The following is a 16,872-nucleotide window of genomic DNA, read 5'->3' as shown; positions in this document are numbered from 1 at the left end:
GGGTTTCTAACAACAAAAGGGAAAACAATGCGTAAACTTACTTTTATTGCGGCCGCAGTAAGCGTTGCACTACTTGCTGGTTGCCAGCAAACAACACAACAAGCGACTTCAGCTCCTATTGCACAAGCAGTTCAATCACAACAAAGTGAAATAGACAAAGCCAATGCATTTTTTGAAGATACATTTAACCGCGACGTAATGAGCAGTCCTGTATATCAAACATACATGGGTATTAAGCAAGATTACGATAAGTGGGATGATGGCAGCGAAGAAAGACAGCTTAAAGATTTAGCGCAAACAAAAGCTGACCTAGTTGCACTAAAAGCAATCAGCCGTGATTTATTAGATGATGCAACAAAAGTTAGCTACGACTTAAAAAAACAAGATCTTGAAAGCTCAATTGCTGACTTTAAATGGCGCTACCATAATTACCCTGTGAACCAAATGTTTGGTACGCATTCTATGATCCCTGCATTTTTAATTAATCAGCACTCAATTAGTAATGTAAAAGAAGCTAAAGACTACATTTCACGTTTAAATGGTGTAACTGGTGTTATTGATCAGCTTATCGTTGATTTAACTGTACGTGCAGAAAAAGGCATCATAGCCCCTAAATTTGTATTCCCGCATGTTATTGATTCAAGCAAAAACATTATTCACGGTGCACCGTTTGAAAAAGGCGATGATTCTACATTGCTTGCTGACTTTAAACGTAAAGTAACAGCGCTTGAAATTAGCCAAGACGAAAAAGACTCGTTAATCAGCGATGCATCAGATGCATTAAAATCAGCTGTTAAACCATCTTACTCTAAGTTAATTAATTACCTTGCACAGCTTGAAAAACGCGCAGATGATCGCGATGGCGCATGGAAATTACCTGATGGCGAAGCGTTTTATAACAACGCACTTAAGCGCACAACTACAACAGATTTAACTGCTAAAGAAATCCATGCAATTGGCCTATCTGAAGTGGCACGTATTCATGATGAAATGCGTGAAATTAAAGACAAAGTTGGCTTTAAAGGCGACTTAAAAGCGTTTATGCAGTTTATGAAAACTGACAAGCAATTTTACTACCCTAATGATGCACAAGGTAAACAACGCTACCTTGATGAAGCCACTGGGCTTATTGATACAATGAAAACGCGTTTAGATGAGTTATTCATTGTTAAACCAAAAGCAGGTTTAAAAGTAAAAGCGGTTGAAGCATTCCGTGAAAAAGCAGCAGGTAAAGCATTTTACCAACAGCCAGCTCCTGATGGTTCACGCCCAGGTGTTTACTACGCTAACCTTTACGATATGGAAGCAATGCCAACGTATCAAATGGAAGCGCTGGCATACCACGAAGGTATTCCGGGACACCACATGCAAATAGCTATTTCGCAAGAACTAGAAGGTATTCCTAAGTTCCGTAAGTTTGGTGGCTACACAGCGTATATTGAAGGCTGGGGTTTATACTCAGAGTTCATTCCTAAAGAAATGGGCATGTACTCAGACCCTTACTCAGATTTTGGTCGTCTTTCAATGGAATTATGGCGCGCATGTCGCTTAGTTGTTGATACGGGGATTCACGCAATGAAGTGGACTCGCCAAGAAGGTATTGATTACTACGTAAATAACACGCCTAATGCAACATCTGACGGTGTTAAAATGGTTGAGCGTCACATTGTAATGCCTTCACAAGCAACAGCTTATAAAGTGGGTATGCTTAAGATTTTAGAGCTTCGTGAAGAAGCTAAAAAGCAACTTGGTGATAAATTTGATATTCGCCAGTTCCACGACGTAGTGCTTAAAAATGGTCCTGTACCACTTAATGTACTAGAAAACTTTGTTAATGAATGGGTAGCAAGCAAAAAGGCTTAAAACCAATTTAAACAATTGCTTTAAATATGAAAAGGTCGCATTTGCGACCTTTTTTGTTTTATAGTAGTAAAAAAGATTTTGGAAATAATAATGGATTTAAGCATACAACTACTTAATGCGCGTATTTCAAAGCAGCAGTTAAATGAGCTCGATAACGACTTTAGGCAGTTAAGCCCTGCTCAGCAAACTTTGCAGCTTAACCATTTATATGACAGCGCCCAACGGTTGAGTGTTAAGTATGACTTTATGCAAAACATAGCAATCCGTATATTAAGTACTAATACAGCACCTTCTCTATTTATTAATCAACTCACTAATATTGACGCATTGAGCTTTTTCACCCCAGCGCTGAGAGTAAATAAAGGCTTTTTAGTACAAGATACTCAAGGAAATAACGTACTGCACAATGTGTTTAAGCATGCCGATGCTACAAAGCTGCCATTTAACTATGTACGCTCTTTAATGTTGTTTGAATCAAATGATGACTTAGTTAAAGCACTCGCGCAGCCCAACTCTCACGGATTAACACCAGTTGCCTGCTACATTGCCTATGCAAATAAACCGAGCACACCGGTAAAGCATGAATTTTCAGCTTTGTTAGCATTAATGGAAATAGAGCAAAAACAAAACCCTAACGTAAAACAGCAGCTTGCCAACGTACTAAAAGGGCAAAAAGTTAACGAGACCACAATTTTACTTAGCGCCGCTTACTTGCAACGCTCAACGGCGCAAGTTGCTCACTTAATCAAGGCGCTTTAATTCACTCACAACTTCTGTACGCACACTGTCTATGGCATGTGTAATAGATTGCGCAGCACTTTGGTGATCAACCATATTTGGCCAATTTGTTTGCCAGACCTTTTGTAAGCCTTTTGTTTTTAAATGTACTTTATCAACGGCTAAGTAGCTTAAGTCATGAATTAAGTTAACTTTAACCCAGCCTTTTCTAGGGCTGCCATCTATTTTGTTATTATCGTAATGTGCGGCAAATACAATAAGCTCAAGCTCGGCTAGTTCTTGTAATATTTGAAAGCTAGCAATGCGTGTATTGTTGTTCTCTTCACTTGCCTCCATCCGCCATGCATTATAACTAAAGCCTATAAACGCAAATACTACGCTCGCTATAGCAGTGAAAAAATACGAACGGGGCGCCAGTACAAACTGACCATATTTAGACTCTGACATATTATTTCCTAGTCATTTAAATAATATTCAACACTGGTTACCACTCTTATGTTTTTTATTTGCGGTGTGTTTGAATCTCGATTACTGATACTAAATTGCCCTTGGCGAGCTGTTTTTATTTTGCCTAATTTTGAATTAGAGTCTTTAGCAAATTTATTAGCGACTTCACGCGCTTTTTCAGTTGCTTCTTGCACCATCGCAGGTTTTACATCATTGAGGCCTGTAAAAATGTATTCAACTTTAGTTTCGTAGCTGTCCTGCACTATCGCGATATCTTGTTTAGCAAGCTGGCTTACTTTACTCAGCGCGTTTTGCACTTTATCTGGCGCATCAGAATAAACAATAATATTTGAACGCACTATGTATCTAAATTGCTGATTTTCATTACTGTATTCACGTGCTTGCTTATCAATAACTGACTGGCTGCCTATTGTTATTTCATCGTCGTCAAAACCATGCAGTTTTAAGAAAGCAGTTACAGCATCATTTTTTTTCTCAACTCGGCTGACTAATTTTTCAAGGTTATTGTCGGCATCACTAAATTGCAGAGGCCAAATTACCGTATCGGCTATTACTTCTCGCTCGGCCAATCCCTTAACCTGCACAGTACGTTCCATCTCTTTTACACTGAGAGCTGTGCTCTTTAAAATAAACCCTAAGCTAATTAAGCCTATACTTAAACAAATAGCCGCTATAACAATGTAAAAACCGGGGGTTTTATTCACAATAATCTCCTTGATTGATATCAATAATAAGCATCTAGACGCTCGAAATAACACAGTAAACAGGGTACATTGAGACTATAAATAACGCAAAATTTAATCAGCCTAGGAAAAACCATGAGCCTTAAGCGCATTACCCAGTTTTTTAACCCAAGCTCAGTGGCCGTTATTGGTGCCTCTAATATATCAACTCGTGCTGGTTTTGTGGTTATGCGCAACTTACTTCAAGGCGGTTTTAAAGGGCCGATAATGCCCGTTACTCCAAGCCATAGCGCAGTACATGGCGTACTTGCTTACCCCTCTATTGCTGACTTACCAAAAGTACCCGACCTTGCTGTTATTTGTACTAACAAAAATACCTTAATTGATATTATTGAGCAGCTTGGAGAGCTTGGCTGTAAAACGGCTATTGTTATTGCAGATGGGCTTTCTGGAGAGCAAAAAAGCGCACTTAAAGCATGCGCTCAAGCCAAACAGGTTACTTTGCTTGGACCCAATTGTTTGGGCTTGCTGATCCCTCATATTGGTTTAAATGCGAGCTTTTCACATACTGTAGCAAGCCCAGGTAAAATTGCATTTGTATCGCAATCAGCAGCAGTATGCTCAACTATTTTAGATTGGGCTAAAAACAAAGAAATTGGCTTTTCATATTTTGTATCGGTAGGTGATTGCCTTGATATAAACTTTAATGAACTACTCGACTTTTTAGGTCGTGATGCTAAAACCAAAGCTATTTTACTCTACATTGATAACATTGAAGATATTCGTGGCTTTATATCAGCAGCAAGAGCTGCGGCCTTTAGTAAACCTGTAATTGCAATTAAAACAGGTAAAACAAGTGCAGGCGCACTTGCAGCCGAAATTCACACCGGCGGAAAGCAAAGCTCTGATGCTGTTTACGATGCGTTATTTCAACGTGCAGGTATGCTGCGCGTAAATGATTTACGAGAGCTATTTGCAGCGACACAAACACTCGCCATGCATCCAAAATTATTAAAAGTAGAGCAACTGACAATTTTAACTAATGGTGGCGGCCCGGGTGTTATGGCCGTTGATGAGCTAATTCAAAGCTCCGGTAAATTAGCCGAGTTGAGCGCTGAAACCCGAAATGCGCTAAATAAAGTAATTCCGCAATCAGAAACCACCTCAAACCCTGTGGATATTTTTGGCGATTCAGCACCTGCGCGTTATAAGCAAGCATTAGAAATTTTACTGCACGCAAAAGAAGTTAAAAACTTACTGATTATCCATACTCCCTCAGCGCTTGCGCCCAGCGAAGACTACGCCAACATTATTGTAGAAACCTTACAAACATTACCCAAAATGGCACGCCCTTACGTTATAACTAATTTTATGGGTGAAGACGCATCTTACGCCGCCAGAAAAGTGTGCTCAAACAACGCAATACCAACTTATAGAACACCAGAGGGTGCTGTTGGCGCGTTTATGCACTTGGTAACGTATCGCCGTAACCAAAAGCATTTAACGCAAACACCTGAGTCGAATACAGATGACGCAAAAATAAATAAAGTAGCAGCTAAAGCGCTTATTAATGAGTTTTTAGATGACGGACAAAGCTACTTACCTACCCATCAGGCAAGCCAAGTATTAAATCACTATGGTATTACATGCATTCAAACTGAGGTGGCTTACACCCCAACAGAAGCCAGAGAGCAAGCCATAGAACTTGGTTTTCCGGTCGCGTTAAAACTTATTAGCCCAAGTATTGCTTCAAAGTCTGAAGTAGGTGGTGTGGTGCTTAACTTAAACGACGCCAACGAGGTTGAACAAACCGCTTTTGCAATGCTTATCCGTATTAAAAACACTTATCCGGATGCTGTTATTGAAGGGTTTTCATTACAAAAAATGGCGCCGCGAGCAGGCGCAAATGAGCTGCGAATTGCAATTAAAACCGAGCCTAATTTTGGTCCTGTTATATTATTAGGTGAAGCAGGCACCGGCCTTGAATATGCGCAAGCCGCCGTTGCTCTGCCTCCACTAAATATGAACTTAGCAAAGTATTTAATTGCCGCAGCGCACGATAAAGGCGTACTAAAGGAGCGCATATTACCCGAAAAAGTTGATAAGTATCGTTTGTGTGCACTGCTAACGCGTATTTCTCAGTTAGTTATTGATCAACCTGACATAAGCTCAATGGAACTTAATCCTATACTTGCCAGTAATGGACAGTTTTTAGTGCTCGATGCCACCATGACACTTAGCCGTTATCAAACTCAGAGCAATCGTAAGCGCTTATCTATTCGTCCCTACCCTATAGAACTTGTTGAAGTGGTAACACTTAAAAACGACACCCAAGCTACGCTCAGACCAATAAAGCCAGAAGATGAACAAGCTCATAAAGCATTTGACGAGTCACTTAATAAAGAAGACAGATATAAACGCTTTTTTGGCGAACTACCACAATTTAACCACGATCAACTCGCGAAAATGACGCAAATTGATTACGACCGTGAAATGGCGTTTATTGTTTGCCAACGCTTTGAAGGTAAAACTCGCACATTAGGTGTGTCTCGCGTCATTATGGACCCCGATAACCTGCATGCTGAGTTTGCCATTGTAGTACGCTCAGATTGCCAAGGCTTAGGGCTTGGTCGCATACTAATGAGTGCTGCAATTAACCACTGTAAACGCCAAGGTGTTGAGTCGATTGAAGGCATAACTTTACCAGAGAATACGGGGATGATTGAGCTTGCCCGTAAGTTAGGCTTTAAAATTAGTCGCGACTTTGAAGAAGGCAGTATTAATATGGTACTTAAACTTAAATAATGAATGAACCACACACTTTAAGACAAAAAATGGCTTGCCTGTTTGAAGGCACAGGCCAGTACCATCGAGCAGGACATATTCTTGATATTGCACTCATTAGCTTAATAATGATTAACGTTGTAGCCATTGTTATTGAATCAATTCCAAGTGTGGCAGAGCAGTATTACAACGAATTCTTAGTTTTAGAAATTGTCTCGGTCGCTATTTTTGCTATTGAGTACTTAGCCAGACTTTGGGCTTGCGTAGATAAAACACAATATGCAGCAATGGAAGGGTCTCATACCAAACGTCGGCTTAGCTATTTTTTCTCCCCTTTGGCAATTGTTGATTTAATTGCGATTTTACCAAGCTTAATGATGTTTTTATTTCCTCTCGATTTACGTTTTTTACGCGTGCTCCGACTATTAAGGGTATTTAAACTCACTCGCTACTCACGCGCCATGCAGCTACTTTTAAAAGCCTTTAACGATGAAGGTAGTTCATTAATGGCTGCTTTTTTTATTATGGCCGTCGTGCTTATTTTAGCTTCATGCGGAATTTACTTAATTGAGCACGACATACAACCCGATAAATTTGGCTCTATTCCTGCGGCTATGTGGTGGGCAATGGCAACATTAACAACCGTTGGTTATGGCGATGTAGTACCTATAACACCATTGGGTAAGTTTTTCGGCGGGGTTATTACACTACTGAGCATGGGAATGGTTGCGATACCTACCGGTTTACTGGCGTCTAGTTTTTCAGAACAAATACGTAAACGCCGCCAATTTTTTGAAGATGCCGTACATGAACAAATTCAAGATGGCACTCTTAATGATACTCAACAAGAACACCTAGAAGAACTACGCTATAAATTAGGCTTGAGTAAACTAGAAGCTAATAAGGCCATTAAAACGCAGTTGAATGAGCATAATAGCCATTTGTTTTGCAGGCACTGCGGTAAAAGGCCTTAAATATGTACTGCTATTATTAATTAAATATATCACTCCAATTGCGATTAATAAGCGGTAGCACTTCGGTATTAGGTACCGGTTTACTAAATAAGTACCCTTGAAAATGCATGCATCCTCGCGCCTTTAAAAAGGCGAGTTGGTGCGAGCTTTCTACGCCTTCAGCTACACATTCTTTACCTAAACTATCTGCAAGCGCGAGTATTGATTGAATAATAGCTTCATCGTCAGAATCTATGCCTATGTCTTGTACAAAGCTTCTATCTATTTTTAATACATCAATAGGAAAACGCTTTAAATAAGTAAGCGATGCGTAACCCGTACCAAAATCATCCATATACAATCTACAGCCCAACTTTTTAAGTTGTTCCATGCTGTGTAGCGCTTCTTTTGAATCACGCATTAATATTGATTCGGTTATTTCAAAAACAATTGCCTCAGACGACACTCCTGAATTACTTAACGCTTTTTTAATTTCAGGAACAAGGTCTTTAAACTCAAAATCAAGAGCCGATAAATTAATAGATAAATACAGGCTAGGTGAGGCTTTTCGCCACTCTTTTAGCTCTAATAAAGCGCGCGCAAAAGTCTGCAGCATAATTTTTGTAATTAGGCCTATACCTTCTGCTGCCACCGAAAACTCTTGAGTTTGCACAAGCTTATTTTCAGGCCAACGCAGCAGTACTTCAAAGCCTTCTGTTTTTTGACTTTCAGCGTTAATGATAGGCTGGTAGTAATTACAAAATTCTTCTTCTTGATACGCTTTAGTTAGCTGAGACTCAAGATGCAACGCTCTTTGAACATGCTGATTCATCTCTTGCTTATAAAACTGATAACGCCCCTCTAAAGAGTCTTTTGCATGATATAACGCTATGCTCGCAGCTTTTAAAAGCGCAGAGCCTTGCTGTGCATCATCTGGTGATATAGCCACACCAATACTTAAATTAACGTTTACAACTTGGCCATTAATCGTAATATTTTGATTCACACAATCCATCAACTTAGTGCATATAATGAGTACTTGTTCGATTTGCTGAATATCTTCCACCAGTACTACAAATTCATCGCCACCAAATCGAGCAACACTATCAGACGGACGCAAGGAGCATTTTAAACGCTCAGCAACTTCTTTAATTAGTTCATCAGCAACTGCATGCCCCAAAGAGTCATTAAAGTATTTAAAACGCTTAATATTTATATGTAATAAAGCAACTTTACATTCGTGCAATTTTGCTTGCTCAAGGGCGTGTTCAACGCGGTCATTAAATAACGTACGATTTGGCAACCCTGTTAATGCATCGTAGTTGGCCAATAAGTGCAGCTCGTTTTCGGCTGATTTTTGTGCGTTTATATCGGTTAAAATAATGACATAACTATTAAGGCGCTGTTCGTTATCGGCCACTGCACTTATTTTCACAAGTACATGACGCGACTCACCACTTGCTAAAACTACACTGTCTTCACACGAAAAGTGTTCTCCAATAGATAGCTTTTGCATTATGCGTAAATAATCAAAACGATTGCTGCGCGATATACCTAAATTTAATGCTCGACTAGATAACGACTCAGCAGAGAAGTTAAAGGCGGTTTGCAGTGATTTATTAGAAGCCCGAATATTTAAATTTTTATCGAGGATAAACACCCAATCACGTGTTTGCTCAAATGCTGCCGTAAATAATAAAGCGTGTTCTTCAAACACCATCTCACGGGTCATATTTGTGTAGGTACCCGCTACTTTTTGTGGCGTTTTATCATCCCACTCAACTACTTTTCCAAAATCTTTATACCAGCGCCAATAGCCTTTTGCATGGCGCAGGCGGTAGGTGCAATTAAAGTAACCTTTATCGGTAGATAAAAACTCAAGCCACTCTAAGCGAAATAGCTGTTTGTCTTGCGGATGAATTTTAGATAAATATTCATCAAGGCTCACGGTTTCATTTTCGTAGCCTAACTCACTCGCTAAGCGAGGTTGATAAATACTTGGATTGCTTGATTCCCAATCCCAAACACCCGATTCGCTACCTTCAAGCGCTAGCTTTAGACGGGCTTCGCTTTCTTTACTTTCTTTATTTGCTGCCAATAAAATACGCTGAATTTTATTACGGCGCATAACCCACATAGCAACAAAGCCAATAAACAGCATGCCGTAAAGCACCATAAAATAAGGTGCACGCCAAAGCGGATACTTTACTTTTATTTTTAAAATAGCAGGCGAGGTATATTCGCCAGTCAGGGGGTCTTTAGCCCAAACTTTTAATTGATAATTACCTGGATTCAATTTTGGAAACAATACACGGTTGTTATTTCGGGTATAACTTTTTTGTCCGTTATCGAGTTGATACTCATAAATGATGCGTTCTTGATTACTAAATGCCATGGCCGAAAATGCAACTTCAAGCCCTATATCATCATGGTTTAACACAACCTCGTTGAGCGGTTGTTTTAAATCAAGCGATAAATCTCGTGACATTAAATCAACTCGCGTAATATTTACGTGATCAATAAGCGACTGATAGTTTTGGTTTTCCATTGGATGAAAATAAGTAAAACCTTTTAAGCTACCATACGCAATATGGCCATCTTTGAGCTGTGCCATGGCGTTGCTATTAAACTCAGCAGAGAGTAGCCCTTCTGATGTAGAAAATTGCTGAAAATGAAGTGTTTCTGGGTTTAATCGCCAAATGCCTTTATGGCTACTCATCCAGATCATGCCATCATCATCTAGCACCATATCGTATAGCAGAGTGCCTAATTTATTCCTTTCTAAATCAATTGTATGGACTAATTGATAGGTAGATGCGTCAAGGCCTATTAAGCCGAAATTAGAAAGTGATATCCACAATATATTGTTGTTATCTATTAAGTAAGAAAGCACACTAATGGCTACGTTTTCATGCTGTTTTGGCACTTTATAAATCATTTTAAGTGCTAAATCACTTGGGTTTACTTGGTATAAAATACCGGCATTAAAAAATAATGGTGAATCTGGTTTATTGCTCAGCGCAGGTAAAAAGCCATGGGCTAAAAAGGGTTCAAATTGATCAAACTGGCCACCCAAACGCGTTATTACTTGAGAATCTATATTGTATATAAATACCCCATGATCTGAGTGCACAAAGTATAGATCGCCATTTGGCATTAATGTAACGCCATGTACCCTACCGGTAATTAACTCCTGATTAGCAGGGTTATGTACTTTAGGTTCGCTAACTTGATGCGTTACAGGGTCAAAAATAAACAAACCACGGTTCGTATAAAGCCATAAATTATTTTTATAAGGCGTTATTTCATATACGGTAAACTCAGTGGTGAGTAAGTCGACTTTGTAATCTTTTAAATAAGCTTTACCAATATTTGTTTTTAAATCAACCTCGGTAATACCGTTATGCGTTGCAAGCCAAAGCTTGTCTTTATATTCGGTAATCCCCCAGATAGAGTGATGCGATAAACCATCCCCCCCGAGCAAAGTGCCATCGACATTATTAAAATGATAGCTGTCATGAGATAAATAAAACGCACCATCAGTCTTAGTCGCAACCCATGTACCACCCGATTTATCTTTAGCCATATCAATAATACTGGTATCGGCAAGTGTGTACTTACTTTGGGCTATTCGAGTGTTTTTAATCATCTCCCCGGTGTTTAAATCAAATTTAAACAAGCCTTTATCGGTAGCTAAATCTATTTTTCCGTGCTCGTTTACTATGCTCCACACATTTAAGTCACTTAGTAATACCTTACTTTCAAAAGGTAAATCTGGGCGTTCAAACATTTTTGATAAGTTACTAATATCAACTTCGTATAAACCTTGTACCGCCCCTACTAACAACTGTTTATTTTCACCTAATGCGAACGACTTAACATTATTTTGGTAAATATGATCAGCCTCACCTTTTAAATGCTGCAGGGGTCTGACTTGCTCTGTGGCAATATCAAATACGTATGCGCCATGGCTTGTACCTATAAATATATAACCATTGTAGGCAAAGAGCTTTCTCACAAGGGTATTTTTATATTTAGCCGGAAGCTCAAAAATAGTTGTGATTTTTCCGGTTGCTATATCAAGCTTTGCAAAGTCGCGGCCTCGGCCAATCCAAAGTGTTTTTTTATCAACGGCCACCATACTAAAAACAGACTGATTGATAATTTCTTCTTCACTGGTAGGTTTTTCTAGAAATTGCTGATATGAATCTGTTACGGGGTCGTATCTAAATAGGCCTGCAAGTAAAGAGGCTATCCAAATGTGCCCTTGAGGGTCTTGGTAAATACGATCAATGATCGCTTCTTCTAATTCACCATTAGGGCCGTTTATTGGAATAACTTGATAGCCATCATAACGATTAAGCCCAGCCTCAGTAGAAAGCCAAAGGTAACCATTAGTGTCGATAAGCATTGTATTAACGTAGCTTTGCGATAAGCCTTCGCTTGGAGATAAACGTTTTACTTGTGCGCCTACTTGGCAACTTAGGATAGTTATTAAAACTACAAAGCAACTAATGATCCCATTAACGCATTTACTCATGCTTATTCCATATTATTATTTATTATTATGGGTACTCTAGAGCGACTATATTTCGATGTTTGTAAGTATCAAAAAGTACTTGTAAAGCAAGAGTATATGTTAACACTTGGTTAAAACCAATAGCACAATATAAATCAACTACGTTTTTATATGCGAAGGTATTAATCATCTTATCTTGCGACTTTAAGAGTGTTGATAATAGCTGTTTAGCAACACCTTTACCGCGATGTTCCAGCGCAACAAACATGGTAGATAAAAATAAGAACTCTGTTTTATCTTGCAGCCTACATGCTGCAACTATTTCATTATTATAGTAAGTAACCCATACCTTATCTTGTTTATTAGCCCGCCCTCTTACATTATGTTTTTTATAAAATTTATTAACGAGTGGAACTTTTAGCCCATCCAGCAACTTAACTATATACATTTTTATATCAACACTTAGCTAAGCATTAGCGCTAAATATTGCTCAAACTTTTGCTTCAAAACCATTTGTTCAGCCATTGGACGGCTATGGATTGTATTATAAACTTGCTCTCTCGTTTTTTTATTTCGCTTAATTTGATACGCCCAAAAAGACGCTTCATAATCTAACTGAATTTGGTATTTTTCTTCACGTGGCAATAGGCATAAATTAAAACTCACAATACTTCCTCATTCGCTTTTAAAATTATTTGATTAACCCCGAAACTGGGCAAGAGGTAATCTCCTTGTTATTATACGCGTCTTATTTTATTTATTTCTGTAGTAATTGGAACTGATAATGAATAGACATTTTAGTATCTTGTTATTATTGGTAAATTTATTTTTTAGTGCCTCTTGTTTTAGTCATCAATACAACCTCACTTTTAATCGTCCGCAAAGTACACCACAAGCTGATTATGCCTTAGAGTTATTAAAGTTAGCATACGCAGATATCGGTTTTAAAATACATATAATCGATTTTAGCCACCAAAATGCTTTGCTAGCTGCAAATAATGGCGTACTTGATGGGCAGTTAGGAAGAGATGCAAGCGTTGAAGAAAATTACGAAAACTTAATTAGGGTCGATTATGAGCTATTTAAGTTTGACTTAGTATTATATAAAAACTGTTTACCTAGCAGTTTAGAACAGCTCGATAGCGTCGCAATTGTTGATGGCTACCCTGTCCAAGAACATTATTTAGCAAGCACACAGTTTGCAGGGAATATTATTAAAGTTAAAAGCATGAATACCCAACTTAATTTGCTTGCTCAGAAAAAAGTACAGGGAGCTTTAATGATTAATTTTATAATGCAAAACAATGAGCTCCCGTCACCTCAAGGTTGCTTTGTAAAAGAAGTGCTGAATACTTATCCGCTTTATCATTATTTAAATAAGCGTAATGAAAACTTGGTAGAAAAGCTTAAAATGTCATTAATTAACTTAACTAACAATGGCACTGTGTACGCACTAAGAGCCAAGTATGGATTAAGCTTTTAAAAGTCGAACCCTTGCTGCTGCGCCTGTGTGCTTGGCACTGCATTTTGCTGCTTTTTTTGAAGATAACGTTTGTAGCGCTGCTGGCACAAACTAAGCACCTTCTTTTTTTGGTCGTTGGTTAAGGTATTCCACGAAAAGCGTTCATCCCGACTACGATAACACCCTTTGCAATACCCTCTGTTATTAACTAAGCAAATACTCTTGCAAGGACTTGGAATATCAAATATTTCAATTTGTTGCATGCATAAGTACCGCCCAGTTGAAGAGGAGGTATTAGTATAGCGTTATTTTTGAGCAAAAAAAAAGCAGCAATTTAATTGCTGCTTAGTTTCATTGAGCTGTGAGTATTAATGTTCACAGCTATTAGTATTTATCTCTGTTTTACGGTGAAATGGCTTAGCGTACATAGCTAGCACTAATGGTTTTAACTCTTCAGGTACACAGGCTAAACGTTGTTCAAATGTCGCTGTATCAGGAGAGTCTATTACCGCATCTTTACAACCACCAGCGATGTAATTGCCTGGGTGTAAATAAAACGAATCAACAATTTGCCTATCAATTGTTTTAGCAAGCTCTTCAGCACTATCACATTTAGATTCAATTGGTTGCCCAAATGCTAAATGCACGTGCCCTTTAGCAGTACTAAAGCCTTCAACAATGCTCGCAATATCTTCACCAGCCGATTTAACGTACTCACCATGGTGTTGCTTGTGGTAAAGCTCTTTGGCTTTAGCAATTGCACACGGCTCATATTGATAAGAAATAGAAACAGGCACTATTTTTAACTCTTTAATATAATCGCCAAACTCTTTCTTTTGTTTACGCCCATTTAATTGCAGCATTTTTAAAAGCGCAGGATCAGTTTGATCAAAACCGTCTTTTGCACGCCCTTCTTTTTGCGCAATCCAAATAGAATTTCCACCGACCACAGAATCGTAAATGTATGACGATAATTGAGTCAGTGCTTTTAACATCTCTTTTGGTGCTTTAGCAGAGCGCTTAACTATAAAGCTTTTATTTAGACGCATAAGCTCAGTAATGTAAGGTATTTGCAATAAATTATCGCCAATAGCAATACGCACTGTTTTCATTTTATGTTGGTATAAACCCCAGTTAACTAATGCAGGATCAAGCACTATGTCTCTGTGGTTTGAAATAAATAAATAGGCCTGGTTAGCATCTAACTGTTCTAACCCAGAAAAGGTAACTTTTGATGTGGTGCGCTTCACTAGTTTATCTAAGTATTGTGCCACTTCATTTTGCACATCTTCAACGGTGCTTACTTTGCCCCATTTTTTGCGTAACTGACTTCTTACCATTGGACGCGCAATAAAAGGCACTGCCGATAAAAAGCGCGGTAAATTATACTTTGCTATTACATCAATAAACGCATCATCGTTAATTAAACGTGTAAGCGACGCCGCAACTTCGTCGTCGTTGTATGGGCGTATATCTGCGTATTTATCTTCTAATTCACTCATTACTACATCTACAATGTTAAAAAACGGTACGCCAAAGCGCACCGTTTATGTCTATATCCGATTATAACTCAGCCAATCTAAAATGCGAAATAACCAAAAAAGCGATTTTATTTTTAGCAACTTGCTTTAAAGCCGAGTTTAATTACCTTCTATGACCATGAGCTTGCTCAAAAGTGCAAAAATCTGATCAGTCTAGCAAAATACCATGTTCTCAATCTGCTAGTGGGCAGACCACTAATACAAAGCCCTCTAATCATTTGGTAGTAATACCATTAACAAAGCCTTTCTTTCGTAGTACCTTAAGCTCGTATTTTAGATTTTTGATGGATCGTAGGCATCTTTTTACGATTTTAACTCTTTCAGATCCACTTATTTTAGGGCTCATAATGAACATTACTATTCTTGATAACGCAACGTTAGCTAAAACGTCTCTTACTGGTATTGAACAACTTGGTAAATTAACGACTTATGAACTTACTAGCCCAGAGCAAGTTATTGAACATTGCCAAGGTGCTGATGTATTAATCACTAATAAAGCCGTTTTAAATCGCGATACTATTAGCAAACTTACACAGCTTAAATTAATTTGTGTAAGTGCAACTGGTACTAATAATGTTGATCTAGAAGCCGCTAAAGAATTTGGTATTGCCGTAACTAATGTAGCTGGCTATTCGACACCTTCTGTTGTTCAACATACGTTTTCTTTAATTACTAACTTACTGGGTAACACACACCGCTATCAGGCGGATTGCCAGCAAGGCGCGTGGCAAAAAAGTGAAATGTTTTGCATACTCGATTACAGCTTTAACGACTTACAAGGTAAAACATTTGCCATTATAGGCGGTGGTACGCTAGGTAAAGGCGTTGCTAAAGTGGCTGAGGCATTTGGCGCAAATGTTATTGTTGCAGAGCGCAAAGGTGTTAAATGTCGCGACGGTCGTACGCCTTTTGAAGACGTCATTAAAACAGCCGATATAATCAGCGTACACTGTCCGCTAACAGATGAAACACGTGATTTAATTGCACTTAATGAGCTTAAAATGATGAAGCCAAGCGCTATAATTATTAATACAGCACGTGGTGGAATTATTAACGAATCCGACTTAGCTACAGCGCTTGAGCAAAACCTAATTGCTGGAGCCGGTGTTGATGTACTAACTAAAGAACCAGCTGAGCTTTCAAACCCACTTGCTAATTACAAAGGTAATAACCTTTTACTTACTCCACATATAGCATGGGCAAGCACCGAATCTATTGTGCGTTTAATTAATGAAGTAAGTTTAAATATTGCTGCATTTAATAAAGGCGAATCACGCAACCGCTTGGTGTAGTGATTTTATTGTAGTAATCAAATAAGCTAAAAAATGGCTGTTTTTACTAATACATTTAATATTTTATTAGATAAAAACAGCTTAACCCACTTAACAAACTGATTAATAACAACTTATAAATATGGTCTACTCTTTGCTTTAATACAGCTAATAACCAATTAAAAATCTTATTAAGGTAAATAAAAATGAAAAAATCACTTTTAGCAGCCGCTTTAATCGCTCCATTTTTAACAGGCTGTGTTATTGCCGTATCAGATGGTGAAGCTGAGACTCATTGGGCTGGTAAGAATTCATCTAGCTGGCAAGCACAACATAAAAATAATCGTGAAGCTATATCAGAGCTAAAAATGGATAGCAGTTACCAATCTGTTTTAACGCAATTAAAAACGCCTAATTTCACAGAGCTATTAAAAAAAGATGACGATGTATACCAAGTACTTTTTTATGTAACTCATAGCAAGCATTCAGATTCTAAAACAACGAAAGATGAATGTACGCCACTTGTATTCAAAAATGATAAGTTAGTGGGCATTGGTGAAACCGCTTTAGGTATGATCACGCAATAGCCA

The 16,872-nt window shown here is 38.4% G+C and carries 14 protein-coding genes; 7 read left to right on the top strand and 7 right to left on the bottom strand.

Annotation, left to right across the window (positions count from 1 at the left end):
- Positions 1 to 27: 27 nt before the first annotated feature.
- On the top strand, positions 28 to 1,863 hold the full coding sequence (locus GQR39_RS09835; protein WP_165735494.1) for a DUF885 domain-containing protein: 1,836 nt from the start codon (positions 28 to 30) through the stop codon (positions 1,861 to 1,863).
- A gap of 90 nt (positions 1,864 to 1,953) precedes the next feature.
- Positions 1,954 to 2,622, top strand: a complete 669-nt coding sequence (locus tag GQR39_RS09830; protein ID WP_165735493.1) for a hypothetical protein — start codon at positions 1,954 to 1,956, stop codon at positions 2,620 to 2,622.
- On the opposite strand, the gene GQR39_RS09825 is transcribed toward GQR39_RS09830, so the two are convergent.
- On the bottom strand, positions 2,605 to 3,048 hold the full coding sequence (locus tag GQR39_RS09825) for a hypothetical protein (protein WP_165735492.1): 444 nt from the start codon (positions 3,046 to 3,048) through the stop codon (positions 2,605 to 2,607). The two genes, GQR39_RS09830 and GQR39_RS09825, sit on opposite strands and share 18 nt — an antisense overlap.
- An 8-nt stretch (positions 3,049 to 3,056) precedes the next feature.
- Positions 3,057 to 3,773 carry an SIMPL domain-containing protein gene (locus GQR39_RS09820; RefSeq protein ID WP_024590673.1) on the bottom strand — a complete coding sequence of 239 codons (717 nt, stop codon included), beginning with the start codon at positions 3,771 to 3,773 and terminating at the stop codon, positions 3,057 to 3,059.
- Between the two features lie 114 nt (positions 3,774 to 3,887).
- On the opposite strand from GQR39_RS09820, the gene GQR39_RS09815 reads away from it, so the two are divergent.
- Together GQR39_RS09815 and GQR39_RS09810 are read left to right on the top strand one after the other, a co-directional pair.
- Positions 3,888 to 6,557: a bifunctional acetate--CoA ligase family protein/GNAT family N-acetyltransferase gene (locus GQR39_RS09815; protein ID WP_165735491.1), complete on the top strand. Its 2,670-nt coding sequence runs from the start codon at positions 3,888 to 3,890 to the stop codon at positions 6,555 to 6,557.
- Positions 6,557 to 7,510, top strand: coding sequence for an ion transporter (locus tag GQR39_RS09810; protein ID WP_024590672.1), 954 nt, complete (start codon positions 6,557 to 6,559; stop codon positions 7,508 to 7,510). Before GQR39_RS09815 ends, GQR39_RS09810 begins: the two co-directional genes overlap by 1 nt.
- 16 nt (positions 7,511 to 7,526) lie before the next feature.
- Here the strand turns inward: GQR39_RS09810 and GQR39_RS09805 are convergent, their stop codons facing one another.
- The 3 genes from GQR39_RS09805 to GQR39_RS09795 are packed head-to-tail and all read right to left on the bottom strand — an operon-like array spanning position 7,527 to position 12,674.
- The gene (locus GQR39_RS09805) at positions 7,527 to 12,029 is read right to left on the bottom strand and encodes an EAL domain-containing protein (protein WP_165735490.1); all 4,503 of its coding nucleotides are present in this window, start codon (positions 12,027 to 12,029) and stop codon (positions 7,527 to 7,529) included.
- Positions 12,030 to 12,054: 25 nt separating this feature from the next.
- On the bottom strand, positions 12,055 to 12,456 hold the full coding sequence (locus GQR39_RS09800; RefSeq protein ID WP_165735489.1) for a GNAT family N-acetyltransferase: 402 nt from the start codon (positions 12,454 to 12,456) through the stop codon (positions 12,055 to 12,057).
- A 14-nt stretch (positions 12,457 to 12,470) separates the two neighbouring features.
- Positions 12,471 to 12,674, bottom strand: coding sequence for a DUF3283 family protein (locus tag GQR39_RS09795; protein WP_002962585.1), 204 nt, complete (start codon positions 12,672 to 12,674; stop codon positions 12,471 to 12,473).
- A gap of 118 nt (positions 12,675 to 12,792) precedes the next feature.
- On the opposite strand from GQR39_RS09795, the gene GQR39_RS09790 reads away from it, so the two are divergent.
- Positions 12,793 to 13,491, top strand: a complete 699-nt coding sequence (locus tag GQR39_RS09790) for a transporter substrate-binding domain-containing protein (protein ID WP_007586939.1) — start codon at positions 12,793 to 12,795, stop codon at positions 13,489 to 13,491.
- Here the strand turns inward: GQR39_RS09790 and GQR39_RS09785 are convergent.
- Together GQR39_RS09785 and GQR39_RS09780 are read right to left on the bottom strand one after the other, a co-directional pair.
- Positions 13,488 to 13,733 (bottom strand): DUF1289 domain-containing protein, encoded by a 246-nt coding sequence (locus tag GQR39_RS09785; RefSeq protein WP_007586940.1) that lies wholly within the window; start codon positions 13,731 to 13,733, stop codon positions 13,488 to 13,490. The genes GQR39_RS09790 and GQR39_RS09785 overlap by 4 nt on opposite strands.
- Before the next feature lie 105 nt (positions 13,734 to 13,838).
- Entirely contained in the window at positions 13,839 to 14,972 is a 1,134-nt protein-coding gene (locus GQR39_RS09780; RefSeq protein ID WP_024590668.1) for a 1-acyl-sn-glycerol-3-phosphate acyltransferase, read from the bottom strand.
- A 386-nt stretch (positions 14,973 to 15,358) separates the two neighbouring features.
- On the opposite strand from GQR39_RS09780, the gene GQR39_RS09775 reads away from it, so the two are divergent.
- Together GQR39_RS09775 and GQR39_RS09770 are read left to right on the top strand one after the other, a co-directional pair.
- A complete protein-coding gene (locus GQR39_RS09775; RefSeq protein ID WP_007586942.1) occupies positions 15,359 to 16,303 on the top strand; it encodes a D-2-hydroxyacid dehydrogenase in 945 nt (314 codons plus the stop codon).
- Between the two features lie 185 nt (positions 16,304 to 16,488).
- A complete protein-coding gene (locus GQR39_RS09770) occupies positions 16,489 to 16,869 on the top strand; it encodes a DUF3192 domain-containing protein (protein ID WP_024590666.1) in 381 nt (126 codons plus the stop codon).
- Positions 16,870 to 16,872: the final 3 nt, after the last annotated feature.

Origin of the sequence: Pseudoalteromonas sp. C8, assembly GCF_011378685.1 — a bacterium.
Classification (GTDB): domain Bacteria; phylum Pseudomonadota; class Gammaproteobacteria; order Enterobacterales; family Alteromonadaceae; genus Pseudoalteromonas; species Pseudoalteromonas arctica.
The sequence above is the reverse complement of the archived record's forward strand: the minus strand, read 5'-3'. Positions and strand labels throughout refer to the sequence as shown.

Bases quoted from the DNA above. Each gene is read 5' to 3' on its own strand.
- GQR39_RS09780 (WP_024590668.1), bottom strand. From the start codon at position 14,972: ATGAGTGAATTAGAAGATAAATACGCAGATATACGCCCATACAACGAC.
- GQR39_RS09805 (WP_165735490.1), bottom strand. From the start codon at position 12,029: ATGAGTAAATGCGTTAATGGGATCATTAGTTGCTTTGTAGTTTTAATA.
- GQR39_RS09800 (WP_165735489.1), bottom strand. From the start codon at position 12,456: ATGTATATAGTTAAGTTGCTGGATGGGCTAAAAGTTCCACTCGTTAAT.
- GQR39_RS09770 (WP_024590666.1), top strand. From the start codon at position 16,489: ATGAAAAAATCACTTTTAGCAGCCGCTTTAATCGCTCCATTTTTAACA.
- GQR39_RS09815 (WP_165735491.1), top strand. From the start codon at position 3,888: ATGAGCCTTAAGCGCATTACCCAGTTTTTTAACCCAAGCTCAGTGGCC.
- GQR39_RS09785 (WP_007586940.1), bottom strand. From the start codon at position 13,733: ATGCAACAAATTGAAATATTTGATATTCCAAGTCCTTGCAAGAGTATT.
- GQR39_RS09835 (WP_165735494.1), top strand. From the start codon at position 28: ATGCGTAAACTTACTTTTATTGCGGCCGCAGTAAGCGTTGCACTACTT.
- GQR39_RS09775 (WP_007586942.1), top strand. From the start codon at position 15,359: ATGAACATTACTATTCTTGATAACGCAACGTTAGCTAAAACGTCTCTT.
- GQR39_RS09825 (WP_165735492.1), bottom strand. From the start codon at position 3,048: ATGTCAGAGTCTAAATATGGTCAGTTTGTACTGGCGCCCCGTTCGTAT.
- GQR39_RS09790 (WP_007586939.1), top strand. From the start codon at position 12,793: ATGAATAGACATTTTAGTATCTTGTTATTATTGGTAAATTTATTTTTT.
- GQR39_RS09830 (WP_165735493.1), top strand. From the start codon at position 1,954: ATGGATTTAAGCATACAACTACTTAATGCGCGTATTTCAAAGCAGCAG.
- GQR39_RS09810 (WP_024590672.1), top strand. From the start codon at position 6,557: ATGAATGAACCACACACTTTAAGACAAAAAATGGCTTGCCTGTTTGAA.